Below are 20234 nucleotides of genomic sequence, written 5' to 3'. Positions count from 1 at the left end.
TTAAAGTATCACTTGTAGATATTTTTACTTTCGAATGAAAGACGCGAGGCAGTTATGACCTTTACCAGTGAAACCTTACCGGCGGATCACAAAGCGGCAATCCGTCAGTTGAAACGTGAGTTACGCGCACAGATTGGCGACGTGCAGGCGGTGTTCGAGAAGCTCAGTGATAAAATCGCCACCCGCGTGGCGGAAATCAACGCCCTGAAAAACAAAGGTGATTCGGTCTGGCCGGTGATCCCGTTTGCGGATGTGAAAAATGGCACCATCACGCCCACGCAGCGCGACGCCATCAAACGCCGGGGCTGCGCGGTGATTAAAGGTCACTTCCCGCGCGAGCAGGCCCTGGCCTGGGATCAGTCGATGCTCGACTACCTCGATCTCAACCAGTTTGACGAGGTGTATAAAGGACCGGGCGATAACTTCTTCGGCACCCTAACGGCCTCCCGCCCGGAGATATACCCAATCTACTGGTCGCAGGCGCAAATGCAGGCGCGCCAGAGTGAAGAGATGGCGCAGGTGCAGTCGTTCCTGAACCGTTTATGGACATTCGAGAGCAACGGCAAGCAGTGGTTTGACCCGGATGTGAGCGTGATTTATCCGGATCGTATTCGCCGCCGTCCGCCGGGAACCACCTCGAAAGGGCTGGGGGCGCATACCGACTCCGGCGCGCTGGAGCGCTGGCTGCTGCCGGCCTATCAGCAGGTCTTTGCCCGCGTGTTTGACGGCAATGTCGATAAATACGACCCGTGGAACGCCGCGCACCGCACCGAAGTGGAGGAGTACACCGTGGATAACACCACCAAATGCTCCGTGTTCCGCACCTTCCAGGGCTGGACGGCGCTGTCGGACATGATCCCAGGCCAGGGGCTGCTGCACGTGGTGCCCATCCCGGAAGCCATGGCGTACATTCTGCTGCGCCCGCTGCTGGACGACGTACCGGAGGACGAGCTCTGCGGCGTCGCACCGGGGCGCGTGTTGCCGGTCTCTGAGAAGTGGCACCCGCTGCTTATCGAGGCGTTAAGCAGCATTCCGGCACTGGAGGCGGGTGATTCCGTGTGGTGGCATTGCGATGTGATCCACTCGGTTGCACCGGTTGAGAACCAGCAGGGCTGGGGCAACGTGATGTACATCCCTGCCGCGCCGATGTGCGAAAAGAACCTCGCCTATGCGAAAAAGGTCCGGGAAGCGCTGGAAACCGGCGCGTCACCGGGTGACTTCCCGCGTGAAGATTATGAAAAGACCTGGCAGGACCGTTTTACCGTGGCCGACCTGAATATCCACGGCAAGCGCGCGCTGGGCATGGTTTAACTGTCGTACAACCCTTCCCGCTCCACGGCGGTGCGTCGTTTCCCCTGACGTATCCGCCGGACTGATTCCCGTACGGTCAGAGTGCCGTTAAGCAGCAAGGTTCCCACCGGCGCGTCCGGGCGCATTAGCCGCTGCTGGAGCATATGCACCGCTTCCGTTCCCAGTTCGTCGCGCGGAACATGCACCGCCGTTAACGGCACATCCTGAATCGCTGCCAGATTAAAGCCGTCAATGCTCATCACCGAGATGTCCTGCGGCACGCGCAACCCTTGTTTTTGCAGCGCACTGATGGTGCCCGCGGCCATAAAGTCGCCACCGACCAGAAACGCCGTCGGCAAATCGTTGCCCTGCATCTGGCTCAGCCAGTCGCTGACCATCTGTTCCGTTTCGCGCGCGCTGAAACTCGGTACCACCAGCAGATCGCGTTTGTCGTTGAACGTCAGGTTGTGGGATTGCCACGCATCGCGGATGCCAGAGAGGCGCAGTTCCATGGTGTAGCGACGCAGGCAGAGCACGTTCATCACTTCGCGGTGCCCCATCTCAAAAAGATACTCCGCCGCCCGCTCGCCAATCGCCCGATGATCCGGCGCCACGGCCGGCAGGCGCATATGGCGATCGCGACAGTTAATCAGCATGCAGGGTTTACCGACATCCACCGCCAGATCGTGGATATGCGGATCGTCAATCCCGAGAAGAATGGCGGCCTGGGTGTCCGGTTCGTTCATGCGTGCCAGAAAAAGCTGGGCGTCGCTGTCGTTCTCCTCCAGTGCACAGTAGCGCAGGCGTACATCGTGGGAAGCCAGGCCTTTGCTCACGCTCTGGATCACGCGGTAGTAAAAGATGTCAGACCGCTCGTCAAACGCCCGCTGCGGGGCGAACACCACCAGGCTGTTCAGCAGCAAACGCCCCGCCGCCATCCCGTCCAGCACCCCCAGCTCGCGGGCGCATTCCAGCACCTTCGCCCGCGCTTTTTCGCTGGTATTGGCCTTCCCCGCCAGCACCCGCGAAACGGTGCTGATCGAGAGCTGGGTACGGGCGGCAATTTCGGTGATTTTTAGCCTTTTGTCCATTTTGTGATCTGGCTCCATTTGCGAAATGACAAAATTTTCATAGCGTGTCCGTCAGATCATTACTGATACGCACGCCATCATGCCAAATGATTAAGCTCAGTTATGAGAATTTTTGCACAAAATCCACTACTGCCCACTCATTTTCTCCCTTAAGGTGAACCTGTCACACAACTTCCATACTAGTTGTATAGCAACTTAAGCATTCTAAACGGATAGAAATCAAAGGCATAAAAAACTGTGTGACACCTGAACCTCCGTCCCCTTAGCGTCCGTCTTGTGGAGAGTAAAATGAGTCAGGACATCAATAACACCGTTGCGGCAAGCAAAACCCGTCGCGTCATTAAAAACCTGCGCTGGTACGTACTGGTGCTGTTCTTACTGGGCGTCACCGTTAACTACATCACCCGAAATTCGTTAGGTATTCTCGCGCCGGAGCTGAAAGAGAGCCTCGGGATCACCACCGAGCAGTACTCCTGGATCGTCGGGGCTTTCCAGATCGCCTACACCATTTTCCAGCCCCTGTGCGGCTGGCTGATTGACGTCATCGGCCTGAAGATTGGTTTTATGGTCTGCGCAGGTATTTGGGCGCTGATGTGTATTTTCCACGCGGGGGCCGGAAGCTGGCTGCATCTCGCTATTCTGCGCTTCTTTATGGGGGCCTCTGAAGCGGCCGCCACGCCGGCAAACGCCAAAACGATTGGCGAATGGTTCCCGAAATCAGAGCGTCCTGTCGCCGCCGGTTGGGCGGGTGTAGGCTTCTCCATCGGCGCGATGCTGGCCCCGCCTATCATCTACTTTGCGCATGCCTCGTTCGGCTGGCAGGGGGCGTTTATGTTCACCGGCGTGCTGGCGCTGCTGTGGGTGATCCTGTGGTGGGCGTTCTACCACAACCCGGAGCAGCACCCGAACCTGAGCAAAGACGAGCTGGCGTTTATCAAGCAGGATAACGAACCGCCTGCGGTGAAGCTGCCGTTCCTGACCGCGCTGAAAACCGTCTCGAAGAACAAACGTTTTTACGGTATCGCCATCCCGGCCTTTATGGCAGAGCCGGCCTGGGCAGTGCTGAGCTTCTGGGTGCCGCTGTATCTCGCCAAAGAGCACGGCATGGACCTGAAACAGATTGCGATGTTTGCCTGGCTGCCGTTCCTCGCCGCTGACCTTGGCAGCGTGGCGAGCGGCTACCTGACGCGTCTGTACACCCGCCTGTTCGGCTGCTCCCGCGTGAACTCGGTCGTGGCAAGCTCCGTGACCGGCGCGTTCCTGATGATCTCTCTGGCCATCGTGGCCATCACCCGCGACCCGTATATCACCATCGTGCTGATCTCCATCGGCGGCTTCGGGCACCAGATCATCTCCTGCATGCTGAGCGCCCTGGTCGTGGAGTCGTTTGATAAAGGTCAGATGGCGACCGTCAACGGCATGCGCGGCTCGGCGGCGTGGATCGCCAGCTTCCTGTTCTCGCTGTTAATCGGAGTGACCGCCGACAAAATCGGCTTTAACCCGCTCTTTATTGCCATGGGCTTCTTTGACCTGATTGGCGCTCTCTTCCTGGTAGCATTTATTGCTGAACGTCGCGCCAAGCGCGCCTGATAGTGGATGTATTGCATATGAAAACCCTGAAAAACTGGACCGTTGATAAGCAGTCGGCAAACCATCTGGAACTGCTGGTGGATAATCAGCACCGCCTGTGCCTGTATGTGCTGGAAGAGAACCTGTTCCGCGTGCTGATTAAGCGTAAAGGCGAACTGGCGCTCGATCGCACCTGGAGCATCGCGCCGGAGAAAGACGTACCGTGGGAAGGCCGCCGTCGCGACGATCTCAGCGGCTTCACCTGCCCGGCCTGGACGCTGACGCAGCAGGACGACACGTTAACCGTGGCGACCGAACGGCTGCGCGTGACCGTCCACCAGCCGCTGTGGCTGGAGTGGCGCTACCGCAATGAGGAGGGCGCGTGGCAGCCGCTGGTCAACGACCGTCCGACCAGTGCCTACCTGCTGAATGCCCACGGCGACGGGGTGGCGCACTACCTGAGCCGCCGCAAGGACGAGCGTTTTTACGGCCTGGGTGAGAAAGCGGGCGATCTGCAGCGTAACGGTAAACGCTATGAGATGCGTAACCTCGATGCGATGGGCTATAACGCCGCCAGCACCGACCCGCTGTATAAGCATATTCCGTTCACCCTCACCCGCCGCGACGACGTGAGCTACGGCCTGTTCTATGACAACCTGAGCAGCTGCTGGCTGGACCTGGGTAACGAGATCGACAACTACCACACCGCCTATCGCCGCTGGCAGGCGGAAGCGGGCGATATTGATTACTACCTCTTTACCGGCAAACGGGTGCTGGACGTCACCAAAGCCTTCGTGCGCCTGACCGGGAAAACGTTATTCGGGCCGAAATGGAGCCTGGGCTACAGCGGCTCAACCATGCACTACACCGACGCGCCGGACGCGCAGAATCAGCTGATGAACTTTATTCGCCTGTGCGAAGAGCACGCCATCCCGTGCGACTCGTTCCAGCTCTCCTCGGGCTATACCTCGATCAACGGCAAGCGCTACGTCTTTAACTGGAACCATGACAAAGTGCCGCAGCCGAAGGTGATGACCCAGGCGTTCCACGACGCAGGGCTGAAACTTGCGGCAAACATCAAGCCGTGCCTGCTGCAGGACCATCCGCGCTATAGCGAAGTGGCGGAGAGCGGCCTGTTCATTCGCGATTCAGAAACCGATGCACCCGAACGCTCCAGCTTCTGGGATGACGAAGGATCGCATCTCGACTTTACCAATCCGCAGACGGTGCAGTGGTGGCAGAACGGCGTCACCACGCAGTTGCTGGAGATGGGCATTGATTCCACCTGGAACGACAACAACGAATATGAAGTGTGGGATGGCGAAGCCCGCTGCCACGGCTTTGGCAAGGAGATCGCCATCAAGCATATTCGCCCGGTGATGCCGCTGCTGATGATGCGCGCCTCGCTGGAAGCGCAGCAGCGCTTTGCCCCGGAAAAGCGTCCGTATCTGATCTCCCGCTCCGGCTGTGCCGGGATGCAGCGCTACGTTCAGACATGGAGCGGGGATAACCGCACCAGCTGGGAGACCCTGCGCTATAACATCCGCATGGGGCTGGGGATGAGCCTGTCCGGGTTGTTTAACGTCGGCCACGACGTGGGCGGTTTTTCTGGGGACAAACCGGACGCCGAGCTGTTTGTCCGCTGGGTGCAGAACGGGGTGATGCACCCGCGCTTCACCATTCACTCGTGGAACGATGACCACACGGTGAACGAGCCGTGGATGTACCCGGGCGTGACCCCTGCCATTCGCGCGGCCATTGAACTGCGCTATCGCCTGCTGCCGTATCTCTACACCCTGCTCTGGCAGGCACACGCAGACGATGAACCGATGCTGCGCCCAACCTTCCTCGACCACGAGCAAGACGCGCAGACTTTCGAAGAGTGTGATGACTTCCTGCTGGGCCGCGATGTGCTGGTCGCAAGCGTCGTCGAAGCCGGTCAGCGTGCACGCCGTCTCTGGCTGCCGGATAACGAAACCGGCTGGTACGATTTTTATACCCATGAGTGGTATGCGGGCGGGCAGTGGATCGTCCTCGACGCGCCGCTGGAAAAACTGCCGCTGCTGGTGCGCGCCGGTGCCGGTCTGCCGCTCAGCGAACGTATTACGCATGTGTCTGCTGAAAAGGACGACGCCCGCGAGCTGAAGCTGTTCCCGGTGAAAGGTGTCGGCGCCAGCGCTGGCCTGCTGTTTGAAGACGACGGTGAAAGCTGGGGCTACCAGAACGGCAATGCGCTGTGGGTGGAATGGGAAATGGTGTGCGACGGGGCAACCATCGACCTGAAGGTTAACGCGCGCGGGGATTACCGTCCGGCGTGGAAAGCCCTGAAGGTGTCGTTACCGGCGGGGGAAAAACGCAAATTGCGCGTGAATGGGGTTGAAGGGAGCGAGTGGGTGCTCTGAACATTGCCGGGTGGCGGCTTCGCCTGACCCGGCCTACAAACTAACCCGTAGGCCCGGTAAGCGTAGCGCCACCGGGCAAGGTTTTTAGCCTTCGATACCTTTGCTGCGCAGATAATCTTCGTAGTTACCGGTGAAGTCCACCACGCGTTCTGGCGTAATTTCGATCACTCGGGTCGCCAGCGAGCTGACGAACTCGCGGTCGTGAGAGACGAAGATCAGGGTGCCCTGATACATCTCCAGCGCCATGTTCAGCGATTCGATCGATTCCATATCCAGGTGGTTGGTCGGTTCGTCCATCACCAGAATGTTGGGTTTTTCCATCATCAGCTTACCGAACAGCATGCGGCCCTTCTCGCCACCGGAGAGCACTTTAGCCGGCTTCTTGATGTCGTCCTGGCTGAACAGCAGACGCCCGAGAATGCTGCGCACCGCCTGTTCGTCGTCGCCTTCCTGCTTCCACTGACTCATCCAGTCAAAGACGGTCAGATCGTTTTCGAACTCATACTCATGATCCTGCGCGTAGTAACCGATTTGCGCGTTTTCAGACCATTTCACGGTGCCGTTGTCCGGCTGCAGTTCGCCCACAAGGGTTTTCAGCATGGTGGATTTACCCACGCCGTTCGCCCCCAGAATGGCAATCTTCTCGCCCACTTCCAGCAGCAGGTTGAAGTTTTTGAACAGCGGACCTTCATCGAAGCCTTTGGTAAGGGCTTCCACTTCCAGCGCGTTACGGAACAGTTTCTTGTCCTGCTCGAAGCGGATGAACGGGTTCTGACGGCTGGAGGCTTTAACCTCTTCCAGCTTGATTTTGTCAATCTGACGCGCGCGCGAGGTGGCCTGACGCGATTTAGAAGCGTTGGCACTGAAGCGGCTAACGAAGGACTGCAGGTCTGCAATCTGCGCTTTTTTCTTGGCGTTGTCCGCCAGCAGACGTTCACGCGCCTGGGTGGCCGCCGTCATGTATTCGTCGTAGTTGCCCGGATACACGCGCAGCTCGCCGTAGTCCAGATCCGCCATGTGCGTACAAACCATGTTCAGGAAGTGACGGTCGTGCGAGATAATGATCATCGTGCTGTCGCGATCGTTCAGCGTCTGCTCCAGCCAGCGAATGGTGTCGATGTCCAGGTTGTTCGTTGGTTCGTCGAGCAGCAGAATGTCCGGGTTTGAGAACAGCGCCTGCGCCAGCAGCACGCGCAGCTTCCAGCCTGGCGCAACTTCGCTCATCGGGCCGTAGTGTTGTTCTACCGGAATACCCACGCCCAGCAGCAGCTCGCCCGCACGGGCTTCCGCGGAGTAACCGTCCATTTCGCCGTACTGCGTTTCCAGATCGGCCACTTTATAACCGTCTTCTTCGCTCATCTCGGCCAGCGCATAGATACGATCGCGCTCCTGCTTCACTTCCCACAGCTCCGCGTGCCCCATGATCACCGTGTCGAGCACGGTGAATTCTTCAAAGGCGAACTGATCCTGACGCAGCTTACCGATACGCTCGTTAGGGTCGAGCGAAACGTTGCCCAGCGTCGGCTCCAGGTCACCGCCGAGGATCTTCATAAAGGTGGATTTACCGCTACCGTTGGCACCAATCAGGCCGTAACGGTTGCCGCCGCCAAATTTGACGGAAATGTTTTCGAACAGCGGCTTACTGCCAAACTGCATAGTGACGTTGCTGGTAACTAACACGGGGAGATTCCTGCGAAAAGTGTGATAAACACGGCATTATGCCACAATTCCGAATTGAGATCCCGTGTTGCGACGCTCCGCTAAACTTTAACAAAATCGAAAAAAATGTGATTTCGTACACATCTGAATTCCCTGTTAGCGGGAATGCACATATAATGCGCTCCCATCACAGATTCAGACTTATCAACTCACGCCTGAATGGCTTAGATACCTCGCACAACATGAACATGAAATTAACAACGCTTTTTGCGGCGGCGTTAGCCGTAGTAGGTTTTTGCAAAACCGCTTCTGCGGTGACTTATCCGCTGCCGACAGACGGTAGCCGTCTGGTGGGTCAAAACCAGGTAGTGACGGTGCCTGAGGGTAACACTCAGCCGCTGGAGTATTTTGCGGCGCAGTACCAGCTGGGCCTGTCTAACATGCTGGAAGCGAACCCGGGCGTTGACCCGTATCTGCCAAAAGCCGGGACCGTGCTTAACATTCCTCAGCAGTTGATCCTGCCGGATACCGTTCATGAAGGTATCGTCATCAACAGCGCGGAAATGCGTCTGTATTACTACCCGAAAGGCACCAACACCGTGATCGTGCTGCCAATCGGTATCGGCCAGTTGGGCAAAGACACCCCGCTGAACTGGACCACCAAAGTTGAGCGTAAGAAAGCAGGCCCAACCTGGACCCCAACGGCGAAAATGCACGCGGAATACATCGCAGCAGGCGAGCCGCTGCCAGCCGTGGTCCCGGCAGGCCCGGATAACCCGATGGGTCTGTACGCGCTGTACATTGGCCGTCTGTATGCTATTCACGGTACTAATGCCAACTTCGGTATCGGCCTGCGCGTCAGCCACGGCTGCGTACGTCTGCGTAACGACGACATTAAATTCCTGTTCGAAAATGTACCTGTCGGGACGCGTGTGCAGTTCATCAACGAACCGGTGAAAGCCACGTCTGAGCCAGACGGTAGCCGTTACATCGAAGTGCACAACCCGCTGTCCACCAGCGAAGATCAGATCAACAATAACGAAATCGTACCGATTACGCTGAACAGCGCGGTGCAGGCGGTGACCTCTCAGCCTGACGTCGAGACGACGATTGTTGACCAGGCGGTGCAGAACCGCTCCGGTATGCCGGTGCGTTTGAACTAATCGCCAAAAAGAAAAAAGCGGGCTTCGATGCCCGCTTTTTTTTACCCGTTATTGACGATCACAATCCCGCCGTGGTCGTATCGGTAGTGGCAGTGGGCATACTCCAGCGGCGTGCCATCTTCCAGATAGATCACCTGCTCCACCTCCAGCACCGGGTCGCTCTCCTCGCAGACCAGATGCTGCATGTCCAGCGCATTCGGCTTTAATGCCCGCACTACCCGGTACGACCCCATAATCTTCAGCCCCAGCGTCTCCTGGATATAGCGAAACACCGAGCTTTCAAGATGGCTTTTATTCAGGCCGGGCACCAGATTGAGCGGCATCACCGTGGCGTCCAGCGACATCGGCTCACCGTTGAGCAGACGCAGGCGAATGAAATCATAAACGGGCGTATCGGCGTTGATCATCAGCGAAGCCTGCTCTTTCTCGTTCGGAAAACGCAGTTCAAAATGCACCACCTGGCTGGTCACCGTACCCAGATGCTCCCAGGTTTTGGTCGCGCCAAAGTAGTCGCTGCCGGAGAGATCCCACTGCGACAGCTGCAGAAAATTCTTGCGGATGAACGTCCCCTGCCCCTGGCGGGTATACACCAGCCCTTCGACAATCAGCTGACGCATGGCCTGCTGAATGGTCATCCGGCTGGTATTGAACTCCGCGGCCAGCGCAAACTGGTCCGGCAGCGGTTCATTGGCGGCGTACTGCTGGCTGATGATGCGTTTCTTGATTTCCCGCGCTATGGTGATGTACTTCGCCGCCATCGTCCTTCCTTTCAGTTAGTTTCTATCCCGCTGTTTTTTAACGCCACTCTCTCGGCAATCTTGAGGAAAGGCAGGTAGAAGAATACACCAAATACGATGATTGCCAACTGCACCACCACCGCCCGCCAGTCCCCCGCCGTCGCCAGCCAGGCGCTCAGGATCGGCGGTGTCGTCCAGGGGATCATCACCACGCAGCGCGACATCAACCCCAGGGTCGTACAGAGCCAGGCAAAATAGATGCCGATGGCGGGTAACAGCACAAACGGGATCATCAGCGGCAGGTTAAAGACAATCGGCAGCCCAAAAATCACCGGCTCGTTGATATTGAACAGACCCGGCGCCAGCGACAGACGTGCCACCTGCTTCGCCGACTGTTGCCGCGAGAAAATAAAGATGGCGATCAGCAGCGAGATCGTGCTGCCGGTTCCGCCCACCATGCCAAACGTCGGCACGAAGATGTTGTTGATAATGTGCGGAATGGGCTGGCCGTTGGCGAAGGCCAGCATGTTCTCATTGGTGTTGATCAGCAGGAACGGTTCCAGCACCACGCTGTTCACCACCGACTGATGGATCCCCAGCGTAAACAGAAAGTTACCAAAGCTGTAGATGAAAATCGTCCCCGGCAGGCTGGTGTTGATGAGCCGCAGCGGCTGCTGGATAAAGGTGGTGATCAGATGAATCAGATCCGTGTGCAGCACGTTTGCCAGCAGGGCTGCCAGGATAGCAAACAGCGAGAGCGTCAGGATGGTCGGGATCAGCGCGGTAAAGGATTTGCTCACCGCCGGCGGCACGTTTTCCCCGAGCGAAATGTGCAACGCCTTCAGCCGCGAGATGGCGATAAACAGCTCCGTCGACAGCAGACCAATCAACACGCCGGCGAAAATCCCGGTCGAGCCGATATTGGCGAAGGTCAACACCTGGGTGACGTTTACCGTGGTCTCGCTGCCGACGGGCGTGATCTGTAAGCGCATCGGCATCATGATGATAAAGCTGCTGACGGCGATAACCACTGCCGAGACCGGATTGTCGAAATCTTTGTTGCGCGCCAGCGACCAGGCAATCATCGGCGCCAGCAGCAGCGCGGCGATGTTCAGCGTGCCGTTGATGATCGCCTCGCCCCACACCTTAAAGTGGGTAAGCGTGTCGCCTTCCAGGATCCACGGAAACACCACGTTGTTCACCAGCACCGCCAGTCCGGCGAGGATGAAAATCGGCATCACCGTGGCGAAGGCGTCGCGCAGGGAGCGCAGGTGTACCTGGTTTGCCAGGCGCGCCGAGAACTCAACAAATTTATCGACAAAGGACTGCATATGCGGTGTGATTTTTGTTTCAGACATAGCGGATAGTTCCCATCAATCAGTCACAAAAACGGCCCGGCAGCGTACGGCTTACATCTCGCGTCCGTTGGTATGGATTACCTGTTTTAACCACGCGTAGCTCTTTTTCGGCACGCGTTTCAGGTCTTTCAGGTCGTGGTTTTCACGGTTGACATAGACCACCCCGTAGCGCTTACGCATATCGCCCTGGGAGCTGAGAATGTCGATCAAACCCCAGCCGAGGTAGCCCATCACCTTTGCACCATCCTCAAATATCGCGGCTTTCATCGCCTCAATATGCGCCCGGTGGTAGTCGATGCGGTAGGTATCCTCGATGGGGTTGACGCCATCCCAGGACTCAATCACGCCAATGCCGTTTTCAATCGGGAACACCGGCATGCGCCAGTCGTTGGCGTAGCGGGTAATGATGGTGCGAAAACCGAGCGGGTCGATCTGCCAGTTCCACTCGGTGGCTTTCAGGTATGGGTTATTTTTCTCGCCGTGCAGCAGGTAGTAGTTGACCGGCGTGCCCTCCGGGATCGCATCGCTGTCCAGCGTTTTACTGGCGTAATAGCTGAAGGCCATAAAGTCGTTTTTGGTGCGCGCCAGTAGCGCTAAATCCTCGGCGCGGTAGAGATCGCTAAATCCTTCCTGCTCCACCACCGCCATGACCGCCGGGCTGTAGCCCTGACCGGCAAAAACACGCAGCAGGTTCTGATTGAGGAATTCGTCGTACTGCTGGGCGCAGAAGATATCGCGCGGTTTGCAGGTGGCCGGGTAGATCAGCTGGTGCGCCAGCATGCCGCCCATCAGCTGGCCCGGTTTGGTCTGGTGCAGATACTCGGTCAGCGCCATGTGCGCCACCATCGTATGGTGCTGCAGTTCGTACAGCTCGCGCAGGTTTTTTTCCCCTTTCATGTAGCCGGAAATGCGAAACGCTTCCGGCATATGGAAGATGTTCTGCTCGTTGAAGGTCAGCCAGTACTTCACCCGGTCGCCGAAGCAGTCGATCATCTTTTTACCGTAGCGGATAAAGGCGTCCATTACCCGGCGGTCATTGAAGCCGTTGTACTCCTGCGCCAGCGCCAGCGGCATATCGAAGTGGTAGAGGCAGATCATCGGCTCAATACCGCGAGCGATCAGGTCGTTGATAAAGCGGTCGTAGAAGGCGATACCCTCGTCGTTGAACGCACCGTCCCCCTGCGGGCAGACCCGACTCCAGGAGATCTGGAAGCGGTAGCAGTTCATCCCCAGATCCTGCATCAGGTCGAAATCTTCCCGGTAGCGGTGGTAGGAGTCGGTCGCCACCTTCCAGTCAGAGATGTTCTCTCCGGCTTCGCGAATATCGTACACCGACATCCCCTTTCCGCCCTCATTCCATGCCCCTTCCGTCTGCATGCTGGATACCGAGTTGCCCCATAAAAAGTTGGCTGGCAGCTGATTGTTCATGATCTCTCCCTATATGACTAGTCATTTAAATTTCATGACTAGTCATATAGACGAAGAGGTAAAAGCGATCAAAGAGGAGGAACGTTTTTTGTGAGCAAGGCGGGAAAAAAGCCCCGATAAGCGAAGCGCCTACCGGGGAAAGGAAGGTTATTGTTGTGCGAGCTGATTACGGCGATATTCACCCTGCCGCTCCAGCATCCAGCCGGGATATTCGCGCGGCAGCGCGCTGACCGCATCAAGCTGTTTAAGCTCGTCTTCGCTTAAGCGGATCCCAGTGGCGGCAATGTTGTCATCCAGCTGTTCGACCCGTTTGGCACCAATGATCACACTGGTGACGGCTTTTTGATGCAGCAGCCACGCCAGTGCGATTTGCGCGACGGAGACACCCTTGCTTTCGGCGATAGTGCGCATCACGTCCACGCAGTCGAAGGCGCGATCATTATTCACCGGCGGGAAGTCGAACTCCAGACGACGACCACCGGCTTCACTTTGCCCGTCGCGGCCATATTTTCCGCTCAGCAGGCCACCCGCCAGCGGGCTCCAGACCATCAGCCCGACGCCTTCGCTCTGCATCATCGGCACCAGCTCGCGCTCCAGATCGCGTCCGGCGATGGTGTAATACGCCTGGAGCGATGCGAAACGCGCAAGGCCGAGACGTTCAGAAATACCGAGCGCTTTGGCAATCTGCCATGCCGCCCAGTTCGAGACGCCGATGTAGCGCACGTGGCCGTGCTGCACCAGGTTATCCAGCGCGTACAGCGTCTCTTCAATCGGCGTGGCCGGGTCGAAACCGTGAAGCTGGTAGAGATCGATATGATCCAGCTGCAGACGGCGCAGGCTCTCCTTCACGCTGCTGATAATGTGGTAGCGCGAGCTGCCGCGTGAGTTCATCCCTGCCGTCCCCGTTTCGCCGAATACTTTGGTAGCCACCACTACGTTTTCGCGCGGGATTTTCAGGTTTTTCAGCGCCTGGCCGGTGATCGCCTCCGAGCGCCCTTCCGAATAGACGTCCGCGGTGTCGATAAAGTTGATCCCGGCGTCCAGCGCGCGGCCCACCAGCTGCTCGGCCTCATTTTGCTGCAGCTGGCCAATCTTGCCCCACATGCCGCCTTCACCGCCAAACGTCATGGTGCCGAGGCAGAGTTCAGAAACAAACAGACCGGTGTTGCCCAGTTTTTGATAACGCATATGTCATTCCTCGCATGTCGATTGGGTACCCGATAGTTATACCCGCCTCTCAGCCATCGCGAATGTGGCGTTCCTGTCCGTTTCTTGCCCAATCCTCTGAAAATTTATCCGCGCGGGGCATCGCCAAAGACGGTGTAGTCCGGTAATTGCACCTGCTGATACGGCTCCCAGCCGCCGCCGAGCGCCTTGTAGAGTGCCACCAGGTCAAGGGCGCTTTGCACCTGCGCCTGGGCGCGCTGCTGCTGGGCCTGCGCCAGCTGTCGCTGGGCGTCCAGCACGTCGATAAAGCTGGCGATCCCCTGTCGATAGCTGTCGCTCGCCAGGTCAAAGGCGTTTTGCAGCGCGTCGATGGTTTTCGCCAGGCCCGCTTCACGCTGCTGATCGGTACGGTAGCTCACCAGCGCATTCTCCACATCCCCGAGCGCGGTCAGCACCGTCTGGCGATAGTCCAGCACCGCCGCCCCCTGCTGCGCGCGCGCCAGTTTCACGCTGGAGACCAGCCGTCCGCCCTGGAAGATGGGAATGGAAACCTGCGGCCCAAAGCTGTAAAAGTGGCTGCTCCAGTCGGTCAGCCAGTTGGTTTCGCTGTTTCGCAGGCCAAACTGCCCGGAAAGGGTAAAGCTCGGGAACAGCTGGGCCACCGAGACGCCGATTTGCGCCGTGGCGGCATGAAGATTCGCTTCCGCTTCACGCACGTCCGGGCGGCGTCGCGCCAGCGTCGACGGAATGCCCGTTTGTACGATATCCGGCAGGGCTGGCATCGGCTGCGCGGATTGTAGTTCTGCATCCAGCGCGCCCGGCGGCTTACCAAGCAGGATCGCCAGACCGTTCATCGCCTGGCGCTCCTGCGCCTGATACTGCGGCAGCTGTGCTTCAAGATTGCCCAGCTGCGCCCGGGCGTTTTCGACATCCATCTGCGGTGACAACCCGCCGCGCTGGCGGCTTTCGGTGAGATCCAGCGTCTGTTGCGCGCTTTTAATCTGCGTGTTCAGGGTGGCGATAATGCTCTGCGCCCCGCGCAGCTGGAGCCATGCGCGGGCCACTTCCGCTTCCAGCGACACCAGCGCGTCGTTACGCTGTTCAATAGCCGCCTTCTGCTGCGCTTGCGCCGCCTCGACCTGCCTGCGCACCTTGCCCCACAGGTCGATTTCCCACTGGGCGTCGAAGCTGCCCTGATAGAGGTTGATCGGCTGCGTCAGCGGTCCTAACGCGCCCCGCAGCTCAGGATCGACATTATCCAGCTGGTTATACACGCCGTGGGATTTCAGCTCCCCTTCCAGCCCGAGCTGCTGGCGGGTTGCCTGCAGATTACCGTTCACCGACGGGTAAAACGCCCCGCCCGCCTGGTTAATCTGTTCACGCGCTCCCGCAATGCGCAGCACCGTTTGCTGCAGCGTCAGGTTTCCGGCGATGGCGCGTTCAACCAGGCTGTCGAGCTGCGGCGAGCCGAACGTTTTCCACCAGCGCGGGTTGGTCGCGGCGGAGGTGGTTTGCGATTTCACCGCGCTGTCGCCTTTATCGTTCCAGTGCGTCACGGCAGGCGGCGCGGGCGGCTGATAATCCGGCCCGACGGCGCAGCCGGCCAGCAGCATCATTATCATCAGGGGGTGTAAACGTCTGTGTATCATCAGTGTGCTCCTGCACTCCCCTCGCTCTTAACCGGCGAGAGCAACAAACAAAACGGAATCAGTAACAAGGCCACCGCGCTCAGAAGGGTGAAGACGTCGATGTAGGCCAGGAAGCGCGACTGCTCAATCATGGTCTGGTACAGGCGTCCGGTGGCTATCCCGGTGGGATCCCCCACCTGGGTGGTGAAATTCTGGATCGCCTGGGCGCTCTCGCGTATCGCCTGCTGGAACTGCTCGTTAAACGGCGAGGCGTGGTACGCCAGATGCGCGCTGTGCGCCTGCGAGCGCTCGGTAATCGCCGCCGTCGACAGCGAGATCCCAACCGAGCCCGCAACGTTACGGAACATGGTAAACAGCGCCGCCGCATCGGCGTTCAGCCGTCGCGGGATCGAAATAAAGGCAATGGTGGTCAGCGGAACAAACAGGAACCCCAGCCCCAGCGACTGAGCGCTGCGGAACAGCACCAGCGTTTCGAAGTCGATATCCGGAGTGAGCGTGCGAGACCAGAAGAACGACACCGCCAGACAGGTAAAGCCAAAGGCAATAATCCAGCGCGTCTGCACCACCGGCATCAGCTTCAGCACCAGCGGGATGGTCAACACAATCAACACCGCGCCAGGGGACAGCACCAGCCCGGACCAGGTGGCGGTATAGCCCAAATCCTGCTGCGCCAGTTGCGGGATGACCACCGAGCTGCCGTAGAGGATCATCGCCATCCCCGCCATCAGCAGGCTTGAGACGGCAAAGTTGCGGTCCTTCATGCAGTGCAAATCCACCACCGGTTTTTTGGCATACATCAGCCAGTAAATGGCGCCAATAATGCCGATCAGGGTCAACACCGCGAAGGTGCGAATAAAGTGCGAGTAGAACCAGTCCTCGTCTTCACCCCTGTCGAGCATCACCTGCAGGCAGCCGAGGCCGAGCGCGATCAGGCCGATCCCCGTCCAGTCGATGGTGAGCTTCTCTTTCGATTTACTCTCCCAGGGCGGATCTTCCAGTAGCTGGTAGATCGCCAGCACCGTAACAATCCCCACCGGGATATTGATAAAGAAGACCCAGCGCCAGGAGTAGTTATCCGTGATCCAGCCCCCCAGCGTCGGGCCGAGTACCGGGGCAACGATAATCGCGATGGAGGAGAGCCCAAACGCTTTGCCCCTGTCCTCCGGCTTGAAGTAGTCAAGCAGTACCGACTGCTGGGTAGGCTGCAGGCCGCCGCCAAAAAAGCCCTGCATCACGCGAAACAGAATGATCTGCCACAGCTCGGTGGCAATCCCGCACAGGAACGAACAGACCGTAAACATCACGATGCAGATCAGGAAGAACTGCTTACGACCAAATACCCGACTCAGAAACGCCGAGATAGGCAGCACAATGCCGTTCGCGACCAGATAGCTGGTTAACACCCAGGTGGATTCGTCGTAGCTGGAGGAGAGCGACCCCGCCACGTGGGGCAGCGCGACGTTGACGATGGTGGTGTCGAGGATCTCCATAAACACCGCCAGGGTGACGACAATCGCCACCGCCCATGGATTACTGGCGGGTTTCCAGTTGTCGTGGCTGTGATCCGTCATTCCACCGTCACCTTCGGTGCCACCGACAGCCCCAGCGGCAGCGGTTTGTTCGGATCGAGCCCCTTATCAATCACGATTTTCACCGGCACGCGCTGCACAATTTTGACAAAGTTACCGGTGGCATTTTCTGCCGGGAAGGCGGAGAAGCGTGAGCCGCTCCCCTGCTGGATACTGTCGACATGCCCCTCAAGTTCCATATCCGGCCACGCATCCACGGAGACGGTGACCTTATCACCCGGCTTCATGCGCTCAAGCTGTGACTCTTTGAAGTTCGCCACCACCCATACGTTCGGGGAAACCAGCGAGAACAGCGCCGTTCCCGCCTGTACCAGCGTACCGGGCTGCACATTGCGTTTGGTGACAAACCCGTCGAACGGGGCGCGGACTTCGGTATAGGAGAGGTTCAGGTTTGCCGTTTCCAGCTGCGCTTTAGCCTGCTCGACCTGACGCTCGCGCGCTTCAACGTTGGTTTCCTGCTGACGGATTTGCAGCTGTACCTGCTCTGCCACTTCCAGCTGCGCCTGGGCGCTGGCCAGACCCGCCTGGGCGCTCCGCAGCTGCGCATTCGCGGAATCAATACTTTGCTGGGTGGTCGCACGCGGGTCGACGCCGCGCTGGCGGCGATACTCTGCCTGCGCATTCGCCAGATCGGCCTGCGCTTTCAGCACCTGCGCTCTGGCCTCATCACGCTGGGCGGGATACTGCACTCTGGAGAGCGCCAGCTGCGCCTGGGCCTGATGCAGCTGCGCGATAGCCAGCCCAAGCTGGGCCTGAGCCTGATCGCGCTGTGCGGTGGTATCCCGCGGATCGATGACCACCAGCAGATCACCCTTTTTCACGCGCTGGTTATCGCGCACGCGCAACTCGGTGACATAGCCTGCCGTTTTGGGGGCAATCGTCACCACGTCGCCGTCGGTGAAGGCGTCGTCGGTTGTCTCTTCGTTACGGGTTAAAAACCACCAGACCAGCGCCACAACGACCATGATCACCACGACAATGCCGAGGATGATTAACGGTTTTTTGCCCGGACGCTTACGCTCATTATTGTTTTTGTCCTGCTCGTCAGCAGGCGGATTTTGATCTTCAGCCATAGGTCAGCAACAGTCCTGTCAGTGAGCGGCATCACACTATGCCGTTCACTAAAGCTAGGACGTTGCTATACGTTTGCCAGGAAAAACTGACAAATTGCGCACTATATGAGAAGGAATATTCCGAAACCGATCGTCGCGGCCCAGATCAGCATCGGAAGCGACCAGAGATGGAAGCGCCACCAGATACGGCGATCGTTCGCCATCCGCAGGGCAATCAGATTGGCAAGCGATCCAGGCAGCAGCCCAAACCCGCCAATGTTAACGGCCCAGGCCAGCAGCGTGTCCGGCGGAACGTAGTTGAGCAGCAGAATGGTGGAAGGCACGTTGCTGATAACCTGCGACAGGCCAATCGCCGTCAGCCACAGTCCCGGCTGAGACAGCGTACTGACGCTGTGCAGCACGTTTTGCAGCACCGGAAGCTGGATGAGCAGATGCACATCAATAAACATCACCATAAAGACCAGCAGCAGCGTCCAGTCCACGCTCACCAGCACGCGACGCGCCAGCACGACAAACCCCGCCGCCACGAGCAGCACGCCCGCCAGCTCATGCTTCAGCTCCAGCGCGAACAGGAAGACGATGTATAGCCCAAGGCAACTCCAGACCAGACGAGGCTGCCACTGCGGGCCGGTTGTACCGCTGTGGTATTGCAGTTTTTTATCCGGAAACGCAAACCAGCAGACCGCCAGCAGCGACGCCATCATCACCAGCGCCAGCGGCGCCATCTGCCAGGTGAATGCGGCGAACGACAGCCCGGAACGTCCCCAGAGAAGGATATTCTGTGGGTTGCCGACAGGCGTTAACAGCGAACCCGCGTTGACGGCCAGCGCTTCAAAGATGATCAGCCGGCTAACCGGGATCTCGCACAGCTTACGCAGGGTGAGCGTGAGGGGCACGATAATAAACAGCGCCACGTCGTTGGTCAGAAACGTCGACAGTACCGCGGCGGAGAAGACCATAAACAGGGACAGCCTGCGCTCGGTGGCAAAGCGGCGCACCATTTTACGTCCCAGCACGTCAAAATAGCCGCTCAGCTCGACCCCTTTGGTGAGCATCATTAAGCCGCTCAGGGTAATAATGGTGCGCCAGTCAATCGCAGCAGGCCAGGCGTGCGGCGCAAACGGCACAAAGAGGCTTAACCCTGCGCCAGTGATCAATAACAGATGAAAGAAGCGATCGCGTGCCAGGGCCTGCAGTCCAGGGATTTTCATTCAGCGGAGGGACCATATTTAAGGGTAAATTCGCGAAACTTCACCAGCGTCTCTTCGCTGACGTGGTGTTCCATACCTTCCGCATCCCGGCGGGCAATCTCCGGGCTGACGCCCAGTACCAGTAAAAAATTCTCGACAAGCTGATGGCGCTCGCGGCTCTCCTGCGCAAGTTTCTCCCCTTCCGGCGTCAGGAAAACCCCGCGCCAGGGGATCATTTCGATCAACCCCACAGAAGCCAGCCGTTTTAACATCTTCGCAACGGTTGGTTGCGACACCCCCAGCCTGGCGGCCATATCGACCTGGCGCGCTTCCCCAACCTCACGGATCAGATCGGAAATGAGTTCAACATAATCATCAATCAGTTCACGCCGGTGCGCTTCACGGACCTGGCGAAAACCTTCGACATGTTCTTCAACATTCACCAGTTGCGTCGTTTTCCTCATTGCTGGCTTACCTGCGCGACGGTTCATTGTACTTCCTCAGTGGGGTGACGCTTCCAGCGCCCGGTATCGAGAGCGCACATTGTAAACCATAGCTCTGCAAGCACAAAAAATTAACGAAATAGCCATAGCTATACAATATAGCCTGTGCTATATCTGTATGTAATGCAGTCACCCTTCACGGATCGAAGGGATCAAAAATCAGGAGGTCTTATGAACGAATTCAAGAGGTGTATGACCGTGTTTACCCACTCTCCTTTTAAAGTGCGCTTAATGCTGTTGAACATGCTGTGCGATATGTTTAACAACAAACCGCATCAGGACGACAAACCTTCCCACTAAGCGGCGTTGCGGTACGCCGCGTCATTTTCCCGTCACACTCTCGCTGTAAACTGGCTTTTAGCCGCC

General features: G+C 58.2%; 16 protein-coding genes. 5 read left to right on the top strand and 11 right to left on the bottom strand.

Translation table 11 applies throughout. The annotated features are described in order from the left end of the window. Positions 1-54 precede the first annotated feature (54 nt). Complete coding sequence (locus tag GM298_RS04295; protein ID WP_266153664.1) at positions 55-1311, top strand: DUF1479 domain-containing protein; 1257 nt, start codon at positions 55-57, stop codon at positions 1309-1311. Here GM298_RS04295 and GM298_RS04290 read toward each other — a convergent pair. Next, positions 1308-2381 carry a LacI family DNA-binding transcriptional regulator gene (locus GM298_RS04290; RefSeq protein ID WP_225288090.1) on the bottom strand — a complete coding sequence of 358 codons (1074 nt, stop codon included), beginning with the start codon at positions 2379-2381 and terminating at the stop codon, positions 1308-1310. The two genes, GM298_RS04295 and GM298_RS04290, sit on opposite strands and share 4 nt — an antisense overlap. A gap of 288 nt (positions 2382-2669) precedes the next feature. On the opposite strand from GM298_RS04290, the gene GM298_RS04285 reads away from it, so the two are divergent. Then, complete coding sequence (locus GM298_RS04285; protein ID WP_025757287.1) at positions 2670-3971, top strand: MFS transporter; 1302 nt, start codon at positions 2670-2672, stop codon at positions 3969-3971. A 17-nt stretch (positions 3972-3988) separates the two neighbouring features. Next, the gene (locus GM298_RS04280; RefSeq protein WP_266153662.1) at positions 3989-6352 is read left to right on the top strand and encodes a glycoside hydrolase family 31 protein; all 2364 of its coding nucleotides are present in this window, start codon (positions 3989-3991) and stop codon (positions 6350-6352) included. Positions 6353-6436: 84 nt separating this feature from the next. Here the strand turns inward: GM298_RS04280 and GM298_RS04275 are convergent, their stop codons facing one another. Then, positions 6437-8032 carry an ABC-F family ATPase gene (locus tag GM298_RS04275; protein ID WP_025757285.1) on the bottom strand — a complete coding sequence of 532 codons (1596 nt, stop codon included), beginning with the start codon at positions 8030-8032 and terminating at the stop codon, positions 6437-6439. A 221-nt stretch (positions 8033-8253) separates the two neighbouring features. On the opposite strand from GM298_RS04275, the gene ldtB reads away from it, so the two are divergent. Beyond that, positions 8254-9174, top strand: a complete 921-nt coding sequence (gene ldtB / locus GM298_RS04270; protein ID WP_025757284.1) for a L,D-transpeptidase — start codon at positions 8254-8256, stop codon at positions 9172-9174. Positions 9175-9215: 41 nt separating this feature from the next. Here the strand turns inward: ldtB and GM298_RS04265 are convergent, their stop codons facing one another. From GM298_RS04265 to mntR, 9 genes are all read right to left on the bottom strand, one after another. Continuing rightward, entirely contained in the window at positions 9216-9932 is a 717-nt protein-coding gene (locus GM298_RS04265) for a GntR family transcriptional regulator (protein ID WP_045285471.1), read from the bottom strand. Positions 9933-9943: 11 nt separating this feature from the next. After that, the gene (locus GM298_RS04260; protein WP_126801467.1) at positions 9944-11269 is read right to left on the bottom strand and encodes a PTS sugar transporter subunit IIC; all 1326 of its coding nucleotides are present in this window, start codon (positions 11267-11269) and stop codon (positions 9944-9946) included. Positions 11270-11320: 51 nt separating this feature from the next. Continuing rightward, positions 11321-12697 (bottom strand): glycoside hydrolase family 1 protein, encoded by a 1377-nt coding sequence (locus GM298_RS04255; RefSeq protein ID WP_262784635.1) that lies wholly within the window; start codon positions 12695-12697, stop codon positions 11321-11323. Positions 12698-12844: 147 nt separating this feature from the next. Then, the gene (locus GM298_RS04250) at positions 12845-13885 is read right to left on the bottom strand and encodes an aldo/keto reductase (protein WP_266153660.1); all 1041 of its coding nucleotides are present in this window, start codon (positions 13883-13885) and stop codon (positions 12845-12847) included. 104 nt (positions 13886-13989) lie between these two features. Next, positions 13990-15513 carry an efflux transporter outer membrane subunit gene (locus GM298_RS04245; protein WP_266153659.1) on the bottom strand — a complete coding sequence of 508 codons (1524 nt, stop codon included), beginning with the start codon at positions 15511-15513 and terminating at the stop codon, positions 13990-13992. Next, entirely contained in the window at positions 15513-17084 is a 1572-nt protein-coding gene (locus GM298_RS04240; protein ID WP_045285466.1) for a DHA2 family efflux MFS transporter permease subunit, read from the bottom strand. The genes GM298_RS04245 and GM298_RS04240 overlap by 1 nt, the downstream gene beginning before the upstream one ends. Beyond that, entirely contained in the window at positions 17081-18175 is a 1095-nt protein-coding gene (locus tag GM298_RS04235) for an HlyD family secretion protein (RefSeq protein ID WP_025757278.1), read from the bottom strand. The genes GM298_RS04240 and GM298_RS04235 overlap by 4 nt, the downstream gene beginning before the upstream one ends. 101 nt (positions 18176-18276) lie before the next feature. Beyond that, positions 18277-19386, bottom strand: coding sequence for an anion transporter (locus GM298_RS04230; RefSeq protein WP_045285465.1), 1110 nt, complete (start codon positions 19384-19386; stop codon positions 18277-18279). Further along, positions 19383-19856: a manganese-binding transcriptional regulator MntR gene (gene mntR, locus GM298_RS04225; protein ID WP_025757276.1), complete on the bottom strand. Its 474-nt coding sequence runs from the start codon at positions 19854-19856 to the stop codon at positions 19383-19385. Before mntR ends, GM298_RS04230 begins: the two co-directional genes overlap by 4 nt. 183 nt (positions 19857-20039) lie before the next feature. Between mntR and mntS the strand changes: the two genes are divergently transcribed. Beyond that, a complete protein-coding gene (gene mntS, locus GM298_RS04220; protein ID WP_014831181.1) occupies positions 20040-20168 on the top strand; it encodes a manganase accumulation protein MntS in 129 nt (42 codons plus the stop codon). Positions 20169-20234: the final 66 nt, after the last annotated feature.

It is taken from the genome of Enterobacter sp. HSTU-ASh6 (assembly GCF_026319105.1).
Taxonomy (GTDB): domain Bacteria; phylum Pseudomonadota; class Gammaproteobacteria; order Enterobacterales; family Enterobacteriaceae; genus Enterobacter; species Enterobacter sichuanensis.
This window is presented reverse-complemented; position numbering and strand designations above follow the sequence as displayed.

Bases quoted from the DNA above. Each gene is read 5' to 3' on its own strand.
- GM298_RS04295 (WP_266153664.1), top strand. From the start codon at position 55: ATGACCTTTACCAGTGAAACCTTACCGGCGGATCACAAAGCGGCAATC.
- GM298_RS04290 (WP_225288090.1), bottom strand. From the start codon at position 2,381: ATGGACAAAAGGCTAAAAATCACCGAAATTGCCGCCCGTACCCAGCTC.
- GM298_RS04285 (WP_025757287.1), top strand. From the start codon at position 2,670: ATGAGTCAGGACATCAATAACACCGTTGCGGCAAGCAAAACCCGTCGC.
- GM298_RS04280 (WP_266153662.1), top strand. From the start codon at position 3,989: ATGAAAACCCTGAAAAACTGGACCGTTGATAAGCAGTCGGCAAACCAT.
- ldtB (WP_025757284.1), top strand. From the start codon at position 8,254: ATGAACATGAAATTAACAACGCTTTTTGCGGCGGCGTTAGCCGTAGTA.
- GM298_RS04265 (WP_045285471.1), bottom strand. From the start codon at position 9,932: ATGGCGGCGAAGTACATCACCATAGCGCGGGAAATCAAGAAACGCATC.
- GM298_RS04260 (WP_126801467.1), bottom strand. From the start codon at position 11,269: ATGTCTGAAACAAAAATCACACCGCATATGCAGTCCTTTGTCGATAAA.
- GM298_RS04255 (WP_262784635.1), bottom strand. From the start codon at position 12,697: ATGAACAATCAGCTGCCAGCCAACTTTTTATGGGGCAACTCGGTATCC.
- GM298_RS04250 (WP_266153660.1), bottom strand. From the start codon at position 13,885: ATGCGTTATCAAAAACTGGGCAACACCGGTCTGTTTGTTTCTGAACTC.
- GM298_RS04245 (WP_266153659.1), bottom strand. From the start codon at position 15,513: ATGATACACAGACGTTTACACCCCCTGATGATAATGATGCTGCTGGCC.
- GM298_RS04240 (WP_045285466.1), bottom strand. From the start codon at position 17,084: ATGACGGATCACAGCCACGACAACTGGAAACCCGCCAGTAATCCATGG.
- GM298_RS04235 (WP_025757278.1), bottom strand. From the start codon at position 18,175: ATGGCTGAAGATCAAAATCCGCCTGCTGACGAGCAGGACAAAAACAAT.
- GM298_RS04230 (WP_045285465.1), bottom strand. From the start codon at position 19,386: ATGAAAATCCCTGGACTGCAGGCCCTGGCACGCGATCGCTTCTTTCAT.
- mntR (WP_025757276.1), bottom strand. From the start codon at position 19,856: ATGAACCGTCGCGCAGGTAAGCCAGCAATGAGGAAAACGACGCAACTG.
- mntS (WP_014831181.1), top strand. From the start codon at position 20,040: ATGAACGAATTCAAGAGGTGTATGACCGTGTTTACCCACTCTCCTTTT.